The organism is Pseudomonas sp. A0308 (genome assembly GCF_044218815.1).
GTDB lineage: Bacteria > Pseudomonadota > Gammaproteobacteria > Pseudomonadales > Pseudomonadaceae > Aquipseudomonas > Aquipseudomonas iridis.
Genome location: NZ_CP162581.1, coordinates 377769 through 393366, shown reverse-complemented (window position 1 = coordinate 393366; position 15598 = coordinate 377769). Strand labels below are relative to the sequence as shown.

The window sequence follows — 15598 nt, the reverse complement described above, 5'->3', positions numbered from 1 at the left end:
CAGGCTCGACCGACCGGACCGGGCAGAAAACTGCCGGGGACCCTGGGGACTTTCAAAGGACACGGGGTCGGAAACCCGCGGGATCTTGTTAGTGGGAGGTCTGCCAGCTTACTGAAATTTCAATCCACTGAAATCTTGAAAGGATTCATTGAAAAAGCCGCTGAAAAGGAGAGCTTATGAACGCAGTCACGTACCTGTCCAAAAGCGCCTTCGCCGCGCACATCGGTCGGTCACCGAGTTACATCACCTGGCTCAAGGAAAACGGCCGGCTGGTCCTGTCACCCAATGGCAAGCAGGTCGACGTGCTGGCCACTGAGGCGTTGATCCGTGATACCGCTGACCCGAGCAAGGCCGCCGTCGCTGCTCGCCACCAACAGGAGCGGCTTCAGCGTGATGTGTACAGTCACGTCGCAGCCCAATCCGAGCTGACTAACATGGCTGCGCCAGCGCCCGCTGATCCTGCGCAAGGGCAGACTCCAGACTTTCAGAAAGCACGAGCGCATCGCGAGCATTACCTGGCGCGGATGGCAGAGATGGAGTTTCGCAAAGCGCAGGGCGAACTGGTGGAAATCGGCTTTGTGCAAAAAGCTGCTTTTGAAACGGCACGTTCGCTCAATCATTCGCTGATGAGTATGTCGCCTCAATTGGCACCGCAACTCGCTGCCTTGTCGGATCCATGGGAAGTGGAGCGGCAGTTGACTGCCGCATTGCGCCAGCGGCTAGACGAAGCGTGTCAGGTGTCCAGCGACGATTTTGGATTTGAACTCAACGAGTGCTAACTGTATGCGATGAGAGCTCATCGGTGGACAACGTGACCCACATTGACCGCTTTTAGCCGATAGCTGCCGTTCACCGATGACTGCTTTCGGCCAATAGCTACCATTCACTGAAGGCTGCTTACGACCATAGCTGCCGGTCAGAACTGGTGTATGAGGCCGATAGGTTAAAACTCAAAAACGTTTTCTATTATGTCCTCAATCAAAAGAGATCGAGAGATTGAATTGCGGTGATGATCTTGAGATAAGCAGCTACGACTCAAGATATAATTTTGGTGTGGATATTCTGAATTTATTCAATCGGGTTTTTTTTGATATATGAGACCTGTTCAGGGGCTGTGAATCACGTCGCCATTTTAAATGTCGTGAATGTCGGGGTGACGTCACCGCATAATATGGAATTTTTAATATTTTTCGTGTTCTTTTCAGTTCAAGAAAATTCTTGGATGAGAACAAGCTTCGTCTTGTATATCCCGGTTATCTATGAGGCTAGATTGTTGTGGCGCTTTATTCAACGCCAATCAACATAGCGATGCCTATAGGGATTCTTCATCCAATGAAAACACTTAAGTTTGTTCTGCTAACTTCGGCAATCAGTGCATTAACTAATACCGCGCTGGCAGCTGATGGCACCATCAATTTCACTGGCGAAATTATCGCCGCTTCCTGCGTCGCATCTTCTGGTGCGGGTACATCTGTGGGCGGTGGCGTTGGCAATCAGACCGTTGACGTGAATTTGGGCAAGGTGAGCCTGGACTCTCTCACTGGGTCTGCGGGTGGGGGTATTGCCGCTGGTAAATCGATCAACCTGAATCTGGATTGCGGTAATACTGCTGCCGGTTTGACCACCGTCAAACTCGGTTTTGACCCGATGGCCGGCTCTGGCATCGATCAGAAGAACAATAGTCTGTTGAAGACAACAGGCTCCGCTAAAGGTGTTGGCATCGGGATGTACGACGCTAACAACAATCTGATCAATCTTTCCGCGAACGAAGCGTACTCCAGTGATTTGGTCAAGAGTGGTGAAGATGAGAACACTAAGTACACCGCGAGCCTGACCATGCGTGCTGCTTACGTTGCCAATGGCGATGAACTGGAAGTGGGCACAGCCTTCGGTACGCTGCCTTTCACGCTGAGTTACGAGTAACTGTTCCGTGCGGAGTGTGATGCTCCGCCTTTCACGAGGTTATGAATGAACGCCACGTTAGTTTTACGCTGCGTCCTGCTGGCGGCGCTGTTTGCCTGCCCTGGTATTTGTGTGGCGGGCATCCAGGTGAGCGGCACACGGATCATCTTCCCCGCGTCCGATCGTGAAGCCACCATTCAAGTGCGTAATGAAGGCGCTGAAGACACCATGATCCAGTCTTGGATCGAAGCGGTTCCGAGCCAGATGGAAGGTAATATTCCATTCGCAATCACTCCGTCTCTCGCGCGTCTGAGTTATAAAAAACAGCAGTCGTTACGCATCTTTTACCAAGGTAAAGGGCTGCCTGTGGACCGTGAGTCGGTGTACTGGCTCAGCATTCAGGAAATTCCGCAGTTGTCGGGCTCGGAGAACACGCTGCAAGTAGCCTTTCGCCAACGGCTGAAAGTGTTTTATCGACCTTTGAAACTTCCAGGGTCACCCGATGAGTCGGCCGAAAACCTCAAGTGGAGCTGGGTGAGTGACTCGGGTAAATCGAAGTTGTCGGTCAGTAATTCCTCTGCATTTTATGTTTCGCTGGCAAGTGCGTCGATAGTAGTCAACGGCAAAGAGTACGCAGTTGATACGGAGATGGTCAGCCCGGAAAGTCACTCCGAAATGAATGTAAAAGGTATTGCCGGTAAATTTTTTGGTAGCGCAGAAGTTCGCTGGGAGTCCGTCAATGATTATGGTGCGCTAGTCAAGCATCAGGCAGTTATTCAGTAGTAACGCGCGTAAACTTCATCTCTTGAATTTTCATTTAATGGGTAATGGCTCAGGGGTTGCGTTGCGCATAAGGATATCGTAATGAAAAATTTCCTATCGCACGTCGACCATTTAAAACTTTCGAAGTTGAGCTTCAGCGGCCTTTTTTCCTATATGGCTGCATTGGGTGTATTAGGCGCCACCCAAGCCAACGCTGCGCAGTTCAATCCGATGTTTCTCAAGGACAAGGGGGCCGAAGTTGATCTGCGTTATTTCGAACAATCCAGCGGCGTTGTGCCAGGCACCTACAGCGTCGATCTCTATTTGAATCAGCGGCTGAATCGTCGTCAGGAGATCACTTTCCAGGTAGACGCAGACGCCGAAAGCGCCGATCCACAGCCGCTACTGACGCTTGGACTGCTGCACGACATGGGGGTCAATATCCAGCGCCTGAAACAAGACGGGATTGTCTCCCCAGACAGCAGCGACGACGACGCCGTCGAGTTGTTGCGGATTGACGGGGCCTCGGTCGAACTCGACGTGGCCAAGCTGTCGCTTTACGTCAGCATTCCTCAAGCCTACATCCAGCGTCGCGCCCGGGGTTATGTTGATCCTTCGCTGTGGGATGACGGTATCACTGCCGTGTTCAGCAGCTATCAATTGAACTTCAACCGCAACACCGGTAACGGTTTCAGCAGCGACTATGGGTACCTGGGACTGCGCAATGGCCTGAACATCGGCCAGTGGCGGCTGCGCAATGAATCATCTATCAGTCAAGGCACCGGCACACCGCGGACCTTTACCAGTAACCGCAGCTACCTGGAGCACGATGTCACCCTTCTCAAGGGACGATTTGCGCTAGGTCAGCTTTATAGCAACGGCGATATTTTCGATAGCAGCCGTTTCATCGGCGTACAGCTAGGCTCCGACATCGGCATGTTGCCAGATGACGAGGCTGGCTACGCGCCGGTCGTGCGCGGCATTGCCGAAACCCAGGCCACGGTGGAAGTTCGTCAGAACGGCTACGTGATCTACTCCACCGCGGTTTCGCCGGGCGCTTTCGAGATCCGCGATATTTATCCGGGTGGTTCTAACGGCGACCTGGAAATTACCATCATCGAATCCGACGGCCGCGAACGTAAGTACAGCCAGGCGTACGCATACTTACCGGTTATGACTCGGCGCGGCAACTTTCAATACAGCCTCTCGTTGGGCAAATATGATTACGAAGGCGCCGTGTCACCAAAACTGGTGCAAGGAACTGCCGTGTACGGCGCCACCGATAACCTCACCACCTATGGCGGAGCACAGGCCACAGAAGGGTATACCGCGCTTAACCTGGGTGTAGGTGTCAATTCGGCATTGGGTGGCACTTCGGTAGACGTGACGAACAGCCGTTCGCGAGTAGATGCCGGCCAGGTGACGACTGGGCAGAGTGTACGGTTCCTGTACTCGAAAACCCTGAGCAAGACCAACACCACCTTCACCATGGCGGGTTATCGCTATTCCACGTCAGGGTATCGGACCTTGAGCGAACACATTGACGAACTGGACTCTGCCAATCACTACAGCAACCGAGGTCGCCCGAAGCATCGCTTGGATTTGAGCATCAACCAGACCCTCGGCCGCAACGGCTCGCTGTTTCTCAGTGCAGGCGAGACCAACTACTGGGATCGCGCCGGCAGTACTCGACGATTGCAGGTCGGCTACAGCGGCAGTGTGGGCGTGGTGAGCTACAGCGTGTCGGCCTCACACACGCAAAACGCTGATCGTTCGCGTGATTCGGATAACCAGTTGGCGTTTTCGGTCAGCGTTCCTTTCGGCGACCGCAACCGCTCGCAGCGTTTCTACAGCAACCTGACCACCGATGGTAATGGTCAGGACAACCTGCAAGGTGGCGTTGCGGGTTACCTCAACGATGAGAGCACCTTGTCCTATTCAGCTCAGGCCGGGCTGGCCGGTAACGAGCGCTCAAGTGGTGTTGGCATAGGTTGGGATGCGCCATCGGCAAAGCTGGCGGCGAACTATTCAACGTCTGGCCCTTCTCGTCATTTGGACATGACCGCGTCCGGCTCGGTGGTGGTCCATAGCGGCGGTGTGACGTTTGGTCAGCCGGTGGGTGAGACATTCGCACTTGTCGAAGTTCCTAACGTGAAAGGTGTGGCTGTCGAAGGCTCTACGGCTCGAACTGACAGCGCCGGTTACACCATCGAAAGCTACGTGCAGCCCTATCGGTATAACTGGGTAAACCTTGATACCCAGACGCTGGGCAGCGATGTCGACGTTACTGAGACTTCGCAACAACTGGTTCCGCGGCGTGGTTCGGTAGTTACAGCTCGGTTTGAAGCCTCGACTGGCCGACGCGTGCAATTTGACCTGCTTCAAGCTAATGGCAAAAAGATGCCTTTCGGGGCGCAACTCTTTGATGAGGCTAATAGATTGTTAGCCGTGGTGGACAACCAATCACGCGCATTGGTGTTTGGCATAAAAGAGCACGGTCGATTGACGTTGAACTGGGTCGGCGGAAACTGCACAGTCCCCTACAAGCTCCCTGAGCGCGACCCATCAGTTGTGTATGACCAAGTTAAAGTTACATGCGACTTTAGCTTGGCGATGGAGTAGTTACATGAGGTTTTCAGTTCGCTCTCTAGTAGTTCTATTTTTTATTTTAGGCCTCGTTGAAGCGAGGGCCGGAGTGTGTCGCTGGAGTATGTATACATCCCGTCCCCGCAGCACTGACATGAGGTTGTGGACTGTTGTTGGACCTTCTCTATTGAATTTGCGTAAAGTTCCGGTTGGGTCTGTGATGGCCAGCTCTGCAGAGATTGTTATTCATGATGAGCAACGGCAAGTTGACTGCCCTTGGCCGCAATATCCGAAGTTGCGTGAAGAAACTAGTTTTAAGGGCTTGGAGTTGGTGGATGGATTCAGTAATGTTTACAAGACTGGAATTGCTGGAGTAGGTGTAAGATTCTTGAGTCTAGATTTATTCAAGGGTGTATTGCCGTTATCTGCTGAGTATAAGAATAGCAGTATTAGCACATATGGTAATGTTCCAAATAAAATCAAAATGGAGTTTGTTCGGACTTCCCGTGACGTTGCAGTTGGTGATGTAAGAATGAATTTTTCAATTAATTACCAAGTTAATGGTTGGAGTGCTGCGGAGATCAGAATAAGTGGCGTCACGACGCTTGAGTCTACAAACTATTTCAGCGGTTGCACCGGTATTGAGAAGCTTAATATTTCTATGGGGAGCGTGCTTGCAACGGAAATAGGAACTCAAAATAGATCCTTTAATCTTGATGTGCTGTGCTCCGGTATGCCTGCCGAGACCAAAGTACCGGTTAAAGTTTACTTTGACGGCAGCTCTGGTGGTGCCGGGCTATTGAACGTGGACCCAGGGGGAGCCGAGGGCGTCGAGATCTTGTTAGTGAATGATCGGGGGGTGAGGCTGCCATTCTCACAGGGTAATGCTTTAGCGATGACATGGATGCGAAGTGAATCCAAGGGAGAGATCTATCGACTACCCGTTGTTGCTGAGTATGCGAAAAAGGTTTCGCAAAAAATTCGCGCGGGTAAGGCTAACGCGACGTTGAATTACATTCTGGAATACAACTGAAGTAAATGCATGTGTTGGTTAAATCTTAATGCGCGTTGATCTTGATTGATGTTCAGTCTGTGCACTGGTTTTGGTACAACTAACGTTGTCGAGCTACTCGACGCTGAAGCGATAGTCAATGCAAATTTTTCTACAAGCTTCCTGGGTGGAGTACTTTTGTAATTTATGGTCAGCTCGAATCGGTCTGGGATGTTTTGTTTTTTGAGTATTAATAAATGAAAATCAAAGATTTCATGTTTGTTTTTTTATTCGGGGTTTTGTGGGGTGAAGCCGCTGAGGCAGTCGACTTTGATAGATGCGGATGGCGCACTTTAGCTGGCAATATCAGTGGGTGTGACGTGAAGTTTTGGAGTGTTACTGCTGCTAGTTCAATCTTCTTGCGGAAGGCCGAAGTGGGATCAGTAATGGCTGGCACCCCAATAATTGATGTTCATTACGAAACTTGGTAAATAATTTGCCCTCTAGCTATAACTCTAATGTTGCGTAGCAAAATTTGACTCTCCTAATTATTTTGGCGGGTGCGGAGGGCTAGATAAGCTCGACATTTCATTGGGCAGTTTTTAGATCGGAAGTAGTCTCAGATCGAAAACGTTTTAATCTGGACGTATTGTGTTCCGGTATGTCTGCTGGCACGAAAGTACTCGTTGTATCTCTAGGATTTCTATGAAACTCCTTTTTACGACTATCAGTTTTTTGTACTGGAGTTAAGCTCGTATCTTGTGTTCAATTCAAGGCGACGTAAAAAATGAAATTTTTCGTTTGTATTTTTATACTTTTTGTTTCTGCGCAGGGCTTCAACAAGGCTTATGCTCTTTCTGATGAATGCGCCTGGAGTAGTTCTACACCTATTCCTGGATCTACCGAATTGAGAGTTTGGAGTGTTGTCGCACCTCAGCTATTGACTTTGCGCAGAGTGCCAATTGGTTCTGTTATGGCTAGCTCAGCGGAACTCATCGTACATAGTGAAGGATGGCAAAGTCAGTGTCCTCCGAAACGCTATCCTACTTTGCGGCAAGAGGTTTTTTTCAAAAATCTGGAGTTGGTTGACGGATTTGATAATGTTTATAAAACTCGATTGAAAGGTATAGGTGTGAGGGTTTTGAGTGTGGGCAGTTATAAGTCTCCAATTCCATTTGTCAGGGAAACAACCCCCAATCACAATCTTTTATATTCAAGTGTTCCTAACAGAATAAAACTTGAATTTGTGCGAACTTCGCGTGACGTTGAAGCTGGCGACGTACCAATCGAACTAACAATCCATAACTATTTAAATGGTTGGCATGCAGCTGAGATTACGGTATTGGGTACCACAAAACTCAATTCTGAAGGCTATTTCAGCGGCTGCGCCGGTGTTGAGAAATTGAATATTTCTATGGGGCGTGTATTGGTAATGAAGCTCGAGGAGTCGAATACACCATTCAATCTCGACGTCCTGTGCTCTGGTATGTCTGCAGGAACCATTGTTCCGGTTAAGGTTTATTTTGAAGGAAGCTCAGACGGGCCGGGGCGGCTCAATCTTGAACCAGGAGGTGCCAAAGGGGTTGAGATATCGTTGCTTAGTAGTAAAGGAGTGAAACTGCCATTTTTACAAAGCAGTGCGTTGGCGATGACCTGGATTCGGAGTGAGCCACAGGGAGAGCTTTATCGTCTGCCTGTGATTGCTGAGTATGTGAAGAAGGCATCGCAAAAGGCTGAGGCAGGTAGGGCCAACGCCACGTTGAACTACGTTCTCGAATACAACTGATATCGCTTGGTTCTAAAAGAGGCGTGAGTGAACAGCTCTTATCACGCATCCTCTCAAGACTGAGCACGGAAATCTCGATAGGGTTTAGTCATCCAGCCTTCAAACGTATCAATCAACATAGGTTTTGCGCAAAAGAATCCTTGACCCACACGAGCCCCCATCTGCTCCAAACTATCGCGTTGCCCTACCGTTTCAATGCCTTCCACCACCAATGACAACTTCAGATCTTCGGCGAGCCCCAGCGCATGACGAATGACCACCTGATAACGACTGGGCGTGTCAATAAAACGGGTGAAATCCCCAGCCAGTTTAATTTCATGGAAGGGCACTTGGCATAGTCGCAAGAGTGATGAATAACCCGTTCCGAAGTCATCTATTGACAGCCTCACTCCCAAATTGCTCAGTCGATTCAGCTGTTCAACGCAGCAAGCAGCATCGGCCGGGCCGTCCTCTGTGATTTCAAAAGTCAGCATTGATAACGGCAAACGGTGCTGGAGCAACCGAGTCTTCAAACCATCGATAAACAGTCTGTTCTGCAACTGCCCAAGGGACAAATTGAAGGCCAAGCCAAGCAGCGTACCCTGTTCGTGGAGTTTGAGTTGTAGCGCCAACCCTTGCTCAAGCAATTCAAACAGCAACTCGTCGAGCCATTGCTTACGCGTCATCAACGGGATGAAACTTGCCGGGCCGAGTACGCCGCGGGTTGGGTGGTGCCAGCGTGCGAGGACTTCTGCCGCGTCCACCTTGCCCGTTCGCAAATCGAACTTGGGTTGCAGATATGCTCGAAACTCTCGGCGCCAAAGCCCACGTAGAACATCGTCGGCATCTGGCAAATGAGTGCGCGCTTTGAGTAGATATGAAAATTCAGGCTCTCGATGCGTAGCCTGTTGAACTTGGGGATTTGACACGAGTGCAAGCGGGGATCGATTTGGCATGGGGAGGGGTGATCGTTTGGAATACTTCCCAAGCTTAGGTGGGCACCCGCTGACAACACGAAAGATCCATCTGTTGTTCGCCCGGTTTTTTCTGGAATGACACCAGGATTTTCCTTGCTCGGCACGCAGCATTCATTCCTGACGTAGTGACCGGTTGATTCCCTCCAGTTTCCGGATCAAAGCGCTTACGGCCTCATGCATCTCCACGGACATCGTGCCTTGCGCGCATAAATCCTCGATTTCGATGCACTGCTCAAGCAGGCCAGAGTGATTGAGCAGGTAGGCGGTGCCCTTGAGCTTGTGCACGATCCGTATGACGTCCTGCAGGTCGCGCTTTTCCAATGCGTGACTCAGGGCTTTACCTTCGACACCGTTGCTTTGAATGACTTCTTCGGCCATCGTCCCCCGGATGTCATTCAGGGGTGACGACGTAGTTTCCGACGGCTGCTTATCCGTACCCCGTTTGGGAATCCAGCGATTGAGGACGGCGAGGGTGATCGGCTTGGCCAGTGAATGGTCCATGCCTGATGCTATGCAGCGATCCAGCTCTTCTCGCTGAGCATCGGCAGTCAACCCGACGATGATGCATGGTCGAACGCGCTGGCTGCGTTCTAGCTGACGAATCATCTTGGTCATCTCGTGCCCGTTCATCTCGGGCATGTTGCAGTCGGTGATGACGATGTCGATCTCGTTCTCTTGCCAGATTGCCACGCCTTCAAGGCCGTTGTTTGCGGTCAGTGCACGATGCCCCAGGTAAGCTACTTGCTGATGCAGCAGGTATTGACTCGGCAAATGATCTTCGACGATCAGGACGGCCAGCGGCGAATCGTCTAATGGAGCAGCGTGCGCTGCCAGGTTAGCGCTAGTCACTGCAATCTCGGCACTGACGCGCTGGAGGTGAACACTGAACGTCATGCGAGTGCCAACATCTGTTTGGCTCTTAGCCTCCAGATGACCTCCCATCAATTCACTTAATGCCAAACAAATCGGTAAACCGAGGCCCGCCCCTGCATTGCGGTCGCTAACAGCCTCGCGCGTTACGAAGAATGGTTTGAAAATCTGATCGATGTGTGTGGCCGGAATGCCTACTCCTGTGTCGCTGACGCTGATCACAAAATGCAGGGCGCTATCACTTGCGGCTGTTACCTTGCAATGAATGTCGACACCGCCACGCTCAGTGAACTTGATCGCATTGCTCAGAAGATTGGACAAAATCTGTTTGACCTTCAACCCGTCTACCCAAACCAGCTCTGCGGCCATCGGATCAATGTCCACGTGTAACTGCAATTGCTTTTGTCGCGCCAAACCAGAAAACACATTGCTCGTCGACTCGATCAAGTCCTTGATCCGGGCGGGCTCGGGCGTCAAAGTCAGCTTGCCTGACTCGATGCGCGAGATGTCCAAAATGTCGCCGATAAGCGCCAGCAAGTGGGTCGCTGACTCATAAGCGATGTGGACGGACTGTGCATTGAGCCGGGCGTTTTCCTGGCGGGTGAGCACCAGTTCCAGCATGCCGATGATGGCATTGAGCGGCGTGCGGATTTCGTGACTCATGGTGGCCAGAAATACAGACTTGGTGCGGCTGGCTTTTTCGGCGGACTCCTTTGCCACTTCGAGTTCGTCGAGGAGAAGCTTGCGTTGCTTCAGATCGCGCCGCTCGCGCTGAAGGTGACGGCGCTGAAGCATGATCAGCAACCCGGCCACCAGCAGCAAGGCTCCCAACACTTCAAAAGATCGCCAGATGTACGAAGCGACGCCCTCCCAGTACTTCTCGTCGGTGGCGGAGTTGGCGCGCCAGCGTCCGATGATCTGCGGGTAATCTCGAGGGGGTATTTCCAGCATGGCTTTGTTGATAATGGAGATCATCAGTCGTTGCGCTTCGGGCGCAGCCAACACGATCTTCGCGTTATCAAGATCCAGAAGGCCACCCACTTTAAGGCTGGTCTCGTATTTAAAAGACAGGTAGTAACGTGCCACGTTTGAAGGCGACACGACGAAATCAACGTCTCCGTCGCGCACCAGTTTGAAGGCTTCGCCCATGGTGTCGGTTTCTTCGAAACGGGCGTTGGGGAATTGCAGGGCCAGCGAAGCAGGCAGCAAATAGCCTTGGGCGACTGCGATGGTCGCGGTGCTGTGTTGATCGAGGATCGCTGTCTCGTCGTTACGCATGACAAACAGGTAGGGCGCGGTGGCCAGGGATCGGCTGTGCAAGTACGGCGATGGCGCCCGGCTGATTTCAGTGAGGATGCCAAGATTCGCCTCACCGTTGACTAATAGGGAATTGGCCTCGCTCAACGAGCTGACGCGGATAATCTCGAAGCGTAATCCGGTTTTGCGTTGAATGATGCCCAGCAAGTCCGAAGCGATGCCATTGAAACGGCCGTTACTGTTGAAAAAGGCATAGGGCGCCAAGTCTTCGCTGACCGCCAGTTTCACCGTGGCGTTGTTATCAAGCCATGCACGTTCTGGATCTGTAAGGCGGTCGCGAAAGCTGCCGAGGTCACAGTCCTCGATGTCAGCCCACAGCTGTTGGGCACGGACCATGGTGCAACGGTCGACACCCTGCAAACCTTGCGCGAGCAGACCTGCCAGAATTGAGTGGTCTTCGCGAATCGCGAAAGCCACTTTAATTTCCTGCGGCGCAGTGTCCTGGTTAACCTCCAACTGATTGCTGAACAACTGGCTGGACATGTAATTGGTGGAGTAGGTATCGCCAAGGTAAACATCCGTGTCACCAGTCAGCACAGAGGCCAAGGCTGCCAGGGGAGAGGCATAGAGCGCGAAGGCACCTTGGCCGCCGCTGCGTTGATACAAGTCAAGGGCGTCTTTGCTGGCAACGGCGATCCGCGTGTGTGCGTCATGCGTGTTGTAGACGTGAAGGTCGCCTCCTTCAGAAAGCAGCGCCAATTCTGTCAGTGCGTAAGGTTGCGTCAGATGCACCCCGAAATCGGGGGCATCTTGAGGTATGGCGCTGCCCACCAAATCAATCTGTCCTGAGTGCAATGCTTCGTAGGCGGCTTTTGCTGAGTCGAACGGCCGTACTTTGAACTCAATGCCAAGCTCACGCTGCAACGCTACCAGATAGTCAGCCGTCAAGCCCTCGTAGCTGTGATGCTCAGTCATGATGCCGAAGGGTGGGAAGGTGTCAGTGGTTACGCCGACAATCAACGCTTGCTTGTGCTGAAGCCATTCGCGTTCTTGTTGGTTAATCTGCACCTTCACGCTGTCGAGCGGTTGCCGCGCATGGGGTTGCAGATCGTCAGCTCCGGCGTCTGGAATGCGCCAGCCTATCGCCAACAGGACAAGGAAAACGCTGAGTAGTGCAGATGTCGGTTTCATCAGGCCAGCGTCAAATGAGGTTGTGCTGCTTGGCTATGCTGGCAAGTTCAACCACTGACGTGACATTGAGTTTCATCAGAATGTTAATTTTATGACCGCTTACTGTTTTGCTGCTCAGGTTGAGCCTTTCTGCTATTTCACGGTTGGGCAGCCCATCGGCTAGCAGTTTGAGAACCTGCATCTCACGATCCGTAAGGTTTCCAAGATCATCCGAGGCAACGGCACCTGCGAACAGCGGTATGGCGTCTCTTGGAAAGTGCACATAGCCCTCGGAAATGATTCCAACCGCCTTGATCAATTGGGTGATTGGCTCGCTCTTGCTGACAAAACCACTGGCGCCGGCGTGCAGGCAGCGGGTGGCAAAGGTTTCTTTGATCTGAGACGTGAAAACGAGCACCCGGGTAGCGAGCTTCTCTCGAGTGATTCGCTTCAAGACTGCCAAGCCGTCCATTCCTTCCAGGCCGATATCGAGAATGACCATGTCTGGCTTCAGCGATTCGATCATCTGGAGGGCATTAATGCCGTCGGACGCTTCGCCGATTGTTTCGTAGCCAATCGACGCAAGCGCCATGCTGATGGCGTGGCAAACTACCGGATGATCATCGACGATCAATACTCGTTTACTCATAAATTTCAAATCCGCGTAGTGACGAGGGGGGGGCGATAATCTTCTGACGTTCGATGCCACTGACTATCCGGCTTGCAAAAATGCAGACGATTACGTTTAAAGATCTGAGTCGTTTACAGCGCGATGCCTGCTATTTTCGACACAAATTATTGCAGGTAAAAGCTTAGCTCGACACCGGCTTTTCGCTGACTGGGATCCCGATTTTTCTGTCTCTGTGACAAGATTTTTCTTGGGCGGCACCGGTGTCTTTGTGTCTGGTTAAGAATCAAGAAAATTCTGGAGATCTATGAGGCCAATCTCGTGGATAAGTTAAGGGCGTGGAGTTAATTTTCTTGCTTTTGCATTGGGTCAAGCTATGCGCAAGGGGATGGGAAAGATCGTCGTGCTCAACAGAAACCTCAGTTCTCTCTACCGGTACGCCGAAGTGCTCAATGAGGTTGGTTACTACTCACTTAGTTTATGCACTAAGGTCAACGAGGTAGTCGATCTGCTGGAGGCAGGAGAGCACTTTGAATACTTGGTCTACGATTCGTTTGACTTGGATATGGACGCAGGCTACCTAAAAATGCTGGCTAGGTTTTGCGCTATCTTTTCAATTGTCGCGGTCTCGGACGTAAATTCCATCCAGCGTCAAAACCTGATTCTGTGGGCTAGAAGCTATGCAATTCCGCTCCGAGGTGTGTTGCAGTCACCACTTCGCAAAGCAGAGCTGTACGAGCTAGTAGAGGAGTGTGGGCAATAGTAGGTGCCCGGCACTATTTGACAGGCAGGGTGGAATGGCTGCTCCTGACTTGGCTCTTACGTCCGCTTTTGGCCGGAAACGGTTGTTTGTGAGCGGCTGCTTCCGGCCAGTTCGGGTCGCTCGCCAGTCCCGTCGGACAGGCATTCGAACGGATTATCTTCTCCGAAACTTGTCCGATAGAGACAATGCAACTTTGCAGACCTAGCTGGGACGAAAATATTCGGGAGTAATGCGAGCACCCTCACTTGCCTGTCGCCATTACATCTGTCTGCCGTTGCGCGCAGCGATCGCCACTGTGGTCGGCGAATCAGCAAGTGAAACGAATTGTCGTGTCGCGCCGTCAAGCGCATCAATGCAACCAGTCTCAATGTCGTAAACCCAGCCGTGCAGATTCATTCGCCCCTGCTCGAGCGCGAGTGCTACCGATGGATGGGTACGCAGATTCGCCAGTTGCGCGATCACGTTTTCTCGCACGAGGCCGTCGAGCTTCGCGCGAGGCGTGTCGAAATCATGCGCCGCGTTAATCGCTTTCGCGGCGTCCGAGTGACGTAGCCAGTTAGCGACCGCCGGAAGATGGTTCAGACATGTGCAGCGTGAAATCGCGCCCATCGCTCCGCAGTCTGAGTGACCGCAGATTACGATGTCCTGTACGCCGAGCACTGCGACCGCATATTCGACGGTGGCCGAGACGCCGCCGGGCTCGGGACCATACGACGGCACAATGTTGCCGGCGTTACGAATCACGAATAGTTCGCCCGGTTCGCGCTGTGTAAGGAGTTCGGGCACAACACGACTGTCCGAGCAGGTGACGAATAATGCCTTCGGACTTTGTGTCGTCGCGAGCTGCCTGAAAAGCTCGACGCGTTGCGGATAGACATCGCGCTGAAAGCGCAGAAAACCGTCAATAATGTCACGCATGGAGTTCTCCAAACCCGAATGCCGGATGAGGGCACGAGCTCGTGCCGCTGTGACCGTCATTATTGCAGACCTTGCGCGCATTTGGCTGCACTCGATCAACGGTGGACTCCGAGCCGAGGCCCGCGCGGCGTATGTCCGAAGTACCCTAGTAGCCGCCATTTATCTTTCGCTGGCCTGAAGGTTGAGCAGCGAGCGATTTCGTAGGCGTGGTTTAGGTTAGCAGCGTACAAAGGGCGCCCCTTCAACGGGCGCCCTTTGTTTTTGGCAGCGGACGTGAGCTAGACCACGGCGCCAAACAAGTGCCCCACCAGTGCCGTAACCGCCATGGCCAACGCGCCCCAAAAGGTCACCCGCCAGGCGCCGGTGATGACCTTGGCGCCGCCGGCCCTGGCGGCGATGGCACCCAGTGTCCCGAGAAACACCAATGACATGCCCGATATCCAGGGCACCACGCTGTGCTCCGGCGCGACAAACGTCACCGCCAAGGGCAGGGCGGCACCCACCACAAAGCTGGCGGCGGAGGCCAGGGCCGCCTGCAAGGGTTTGGCGGTAAGGGTGGCGCTGATACCCAGTTCGTCCCGGGCGTGCGAACCCAACGCATCATGGGCCATCAATTGATCGGCCACCTGATGCGCCAGTTCGGATGATACGCCACGGTGCATGTAGATGTTGGCGAGCTCGATGTGTTCGGCTTTCGGGTCACTGGCCAGCTCGGCCCGCTCGCGGGACAAATCGGCGCGCTCGGTATCGGCCTGGGAGTGCACGGAGATGTACTCGCCTGCGGCCATGGACATGGCGCCGGCCATCAGCCCCGCCATGCCCGTGACCAGCAACGTAGCGTGGCTGGCGTTGGCGGCGGCGACGCCAATCAGCAGGCTGGCGGTGGAGACAATTCCGTCGTTGGCCCCAAGGACGGCGGCGCGCAGCCAGCCGATACGATCACTGCGGTGGGATTCGGTGTGCCTGTGCATGAATTTCATGGTTGTGTGCGACTCACTGTCATTAGGCG

General features: G+C 52.7%; 12 protein-coding genes. 7 read left to right on the top strand and 5 right to left on the bottom strand.

Features of this window, described 5'->3' with window-relative positions:
• The first annotated feature begins 176 nt into the window (after positions 1 to 176).
• The 7 genes from AB4P92_RS01820 to AB4P92_RS01790 all read left to right on the top strand — a co-directional run bounded on the left by AB4P92_RS01820 (position 177) and on the right by AB4P92_RS01790 (position 8027).
• Complete coding sequence (locus AB4P92_RS01820) at positions 177 to 779, top strand: terminase small subunit (protein ID WP_395598740.1); 603 nt, start codon at positions 177 to 179, stop codon at positions 777 to 779.
• A 553-nt stretch (positions 780 to 1332) separates the two neighbouring features.
• A complete protein-coding gene (locus tag AB4P92_RS01815; RefSeq protein ID WP_395598739.1) occupies positions 1333 to 1923 on the top strand; it encodes a fimbrial protein in 591 nt (196 codons plus the stop codon).
• A gap of 45 nt (positions 1924 to 1968) precedes the next feature.
• Positions 1969 to 2685 (top strand): molecular chaperone, encoded by a 717-nt coding sequence (locus AB4P92_RS01810; RefSeq protein WP_395598738.1) that lies wholly within the window; start codon positions 1969 to 1971, stop codon positions 2683 to 2685.
• Between the two features lie 153 nt (positions 2686 to 2838).
• A complete protein-coding gene (locus AB4P92_RS01805) occupies positions 2839 to 5286 on the top strand; it encodes a fimbria/pilus outer membrane usher protein (RefSeq protein WP_395599646.1) in 2448 nt (815 codons plus the stop codon).
• A 151-nt stretch (positions 5287 to 5437) separates the two neighbouring features.
• Positions 5438 to 6283, top strand: coding sequence for a fimbrial protein (locus tag AB4P92_RS01800; protein ID WP_395598737.1), 846 nt, complete (start codon positions 5438 to 5440; stop codon positions 6281 to 6283).
• Between the two features lie 215 nt (positions 6284 to 6498).
• Complete coding sequence (locus tag AB4P92_RS01795; RefSeq protein WP_395598736.1) at positions 6499 to 6732, top strand: hypothetical protein; 234 nt, start codon at positions 6499 to 6501, stop codon at positions 6730 to 6732.
• Positions 6733 to 7028: 296 nt separating this feature from the next.
• Positions 7029 to 8027 carry a fimbrial protein gene (locus tag AB4P92_RS01790; RefSeq protein ID WP_395598735.1) on the top strand — a complete coding sequence of 333 codons (999 nt, stop codon included), beginning with the start codon at positions 7029 to 7031 and terminating at the stop codon, positions 8025 to 8027.
• Positions 8028 to 8080: 53 nt separating this feature from the next.
• On the opposite strand, the gene AB4P92_RS01785 is transcribed toward AB4P92_RS01790, so the two are convergent.
• The 5 genes from AB4P92_RS01785 to AB4P92_RS01765 form a co-directional block, all read right to left on the bottom strand.
• Complete coding sequence (locus tag AB4P92_RS01785) at positions 8081 to 8860, bottom strand: EAL domain-containing protein (protein ID WP_395598734.1); 780 nt, start codon at positions 8858 to 8860, stop codon at positions 8081 to 8083.
• A 234-nt stretch (positions 8861 to 9094) separates the two neighbouring features.
• Positions 9095 to 12301, bottom strand: a complete 3207-nt coding sequence (locus AB4P92_RS01780; RefSeq protein ID WP_395598733.1) for an ATP-binding protein — start codon at positions 12299 to 12301, stop codon at positions 9095 to 9097.
• Positions 12302 to 12311: 10 nt separating this feature from the next.
• Positions 12312 to 12929, bottom strand: coding sequence for a response regulator (locus AB4P92_RS01775; protein ID WP_395598732.1), 618 nt, complete (start codon positions 12927 to 12929; stop codon positions 12312 to 12314).
• A 1000-nt stretch (positions 12930 to 13929) separates the two neighbouring features.
• A complete protein-coding gene (locus tag AB4P92_RS01770; protein ID WP_261735356.1) occupies positions 13930 to 14589 on the bottom strand; it encodes a carbonic anhydrase in 660 nt (219 codons plus the stop codon).
• 278 nt (positions 14590 to 14867) lie between these two features.
• Complete coding sequence (locus AB4P92_RS01765; RefSeq protein ID WP_261735357.1) at positions 14868 to 15569, bottom strand: VIT family protein; 702 nt, start codon at positions 15567 to 15569, stop codon at positions 14868 to 14870.
• Positions 15570 to 15598: the final 29 nt, after the last annotated feature.

What these genes read in the sequence shown, in the direction of transcription:
- AB4P92_RS01780 (WP_395598733.1), bottom strand. Translation starts at nt 12,301, where the DNA reads ATGAAACCGACATCTGCACTACTCAGCGTTTTCCTTGTCCTGTTGGCG.
- AB4P92_RS01820 (WP_395598740.1), top strand. Translation starts at nt 177, where the DNA reads ATGAACGCAGTCACGTACCTGTCCAAAAGCGCCTTCGCCGCGCACATC.
- AB4P92_RS01790 (WP_395598735.1), top strand. Translation starts at nt 7,029, where the DNA reads ATGAAATTTTTCGTTTGTATTTTTATACTTTTTGTTTCTGCGCAGGGC.
- AB4P92_RS01765 (WP_261735357.1), bottom strand. Translation starts at nt 15,569, where the DNA reads ATGAAATTCATGCACAGGCACACCGAATCCCACCGCAGTGATCGTATC.
- AB4P92_RS01770 (WP_261735356.1), bottom strand. Translation starts at nt 14,589, where the DNA reads ATGCGTGACATTATTGACGGTTTTCTGCGCTTTCAGCGCGATGTCTAT.
- AB4P92_RS01810 (WP_395598738.1), top strand. Translation starts at nt 1,969, where the DNA reads ATGAACGCCACGTTAGTTTTACGCTGCGTCCTGCTGGCGGCGCTGTTT.
- AB4P92_RS01775 (WP_395598732.1), bottom strand. Translation starts at nt 12,929, where the DNA reads ATGAGTAAACGAGTATTGATCGTCGATGATCATCCGGTAGTTTGCCAC.
- AB4P92_RS01815 (WP_395598739.1), top strand. Translation starts at nt 1,333, where the DNA reads ATGAAAACACTTAAGTTTGTTCTGCTAACTTCGGCAATCAGTGCATTA.
- AB4P92_RS01805 (WP_395599646.1), top strand. Translation starts at nt 2,839, where the DNA reads ATGGCTGCATTGGGTGTATTAGGCGCCACCCAAGCCAACGCTGCGCAG.
- AB4P92_RS01795 (WP_395598736.1), top strand. Translation starts at nt 6,499, where the DNA reads ATGAAAATCAAAGATTTCATGTTTGTTTTTTTATTCGGGGTTTTGTGG.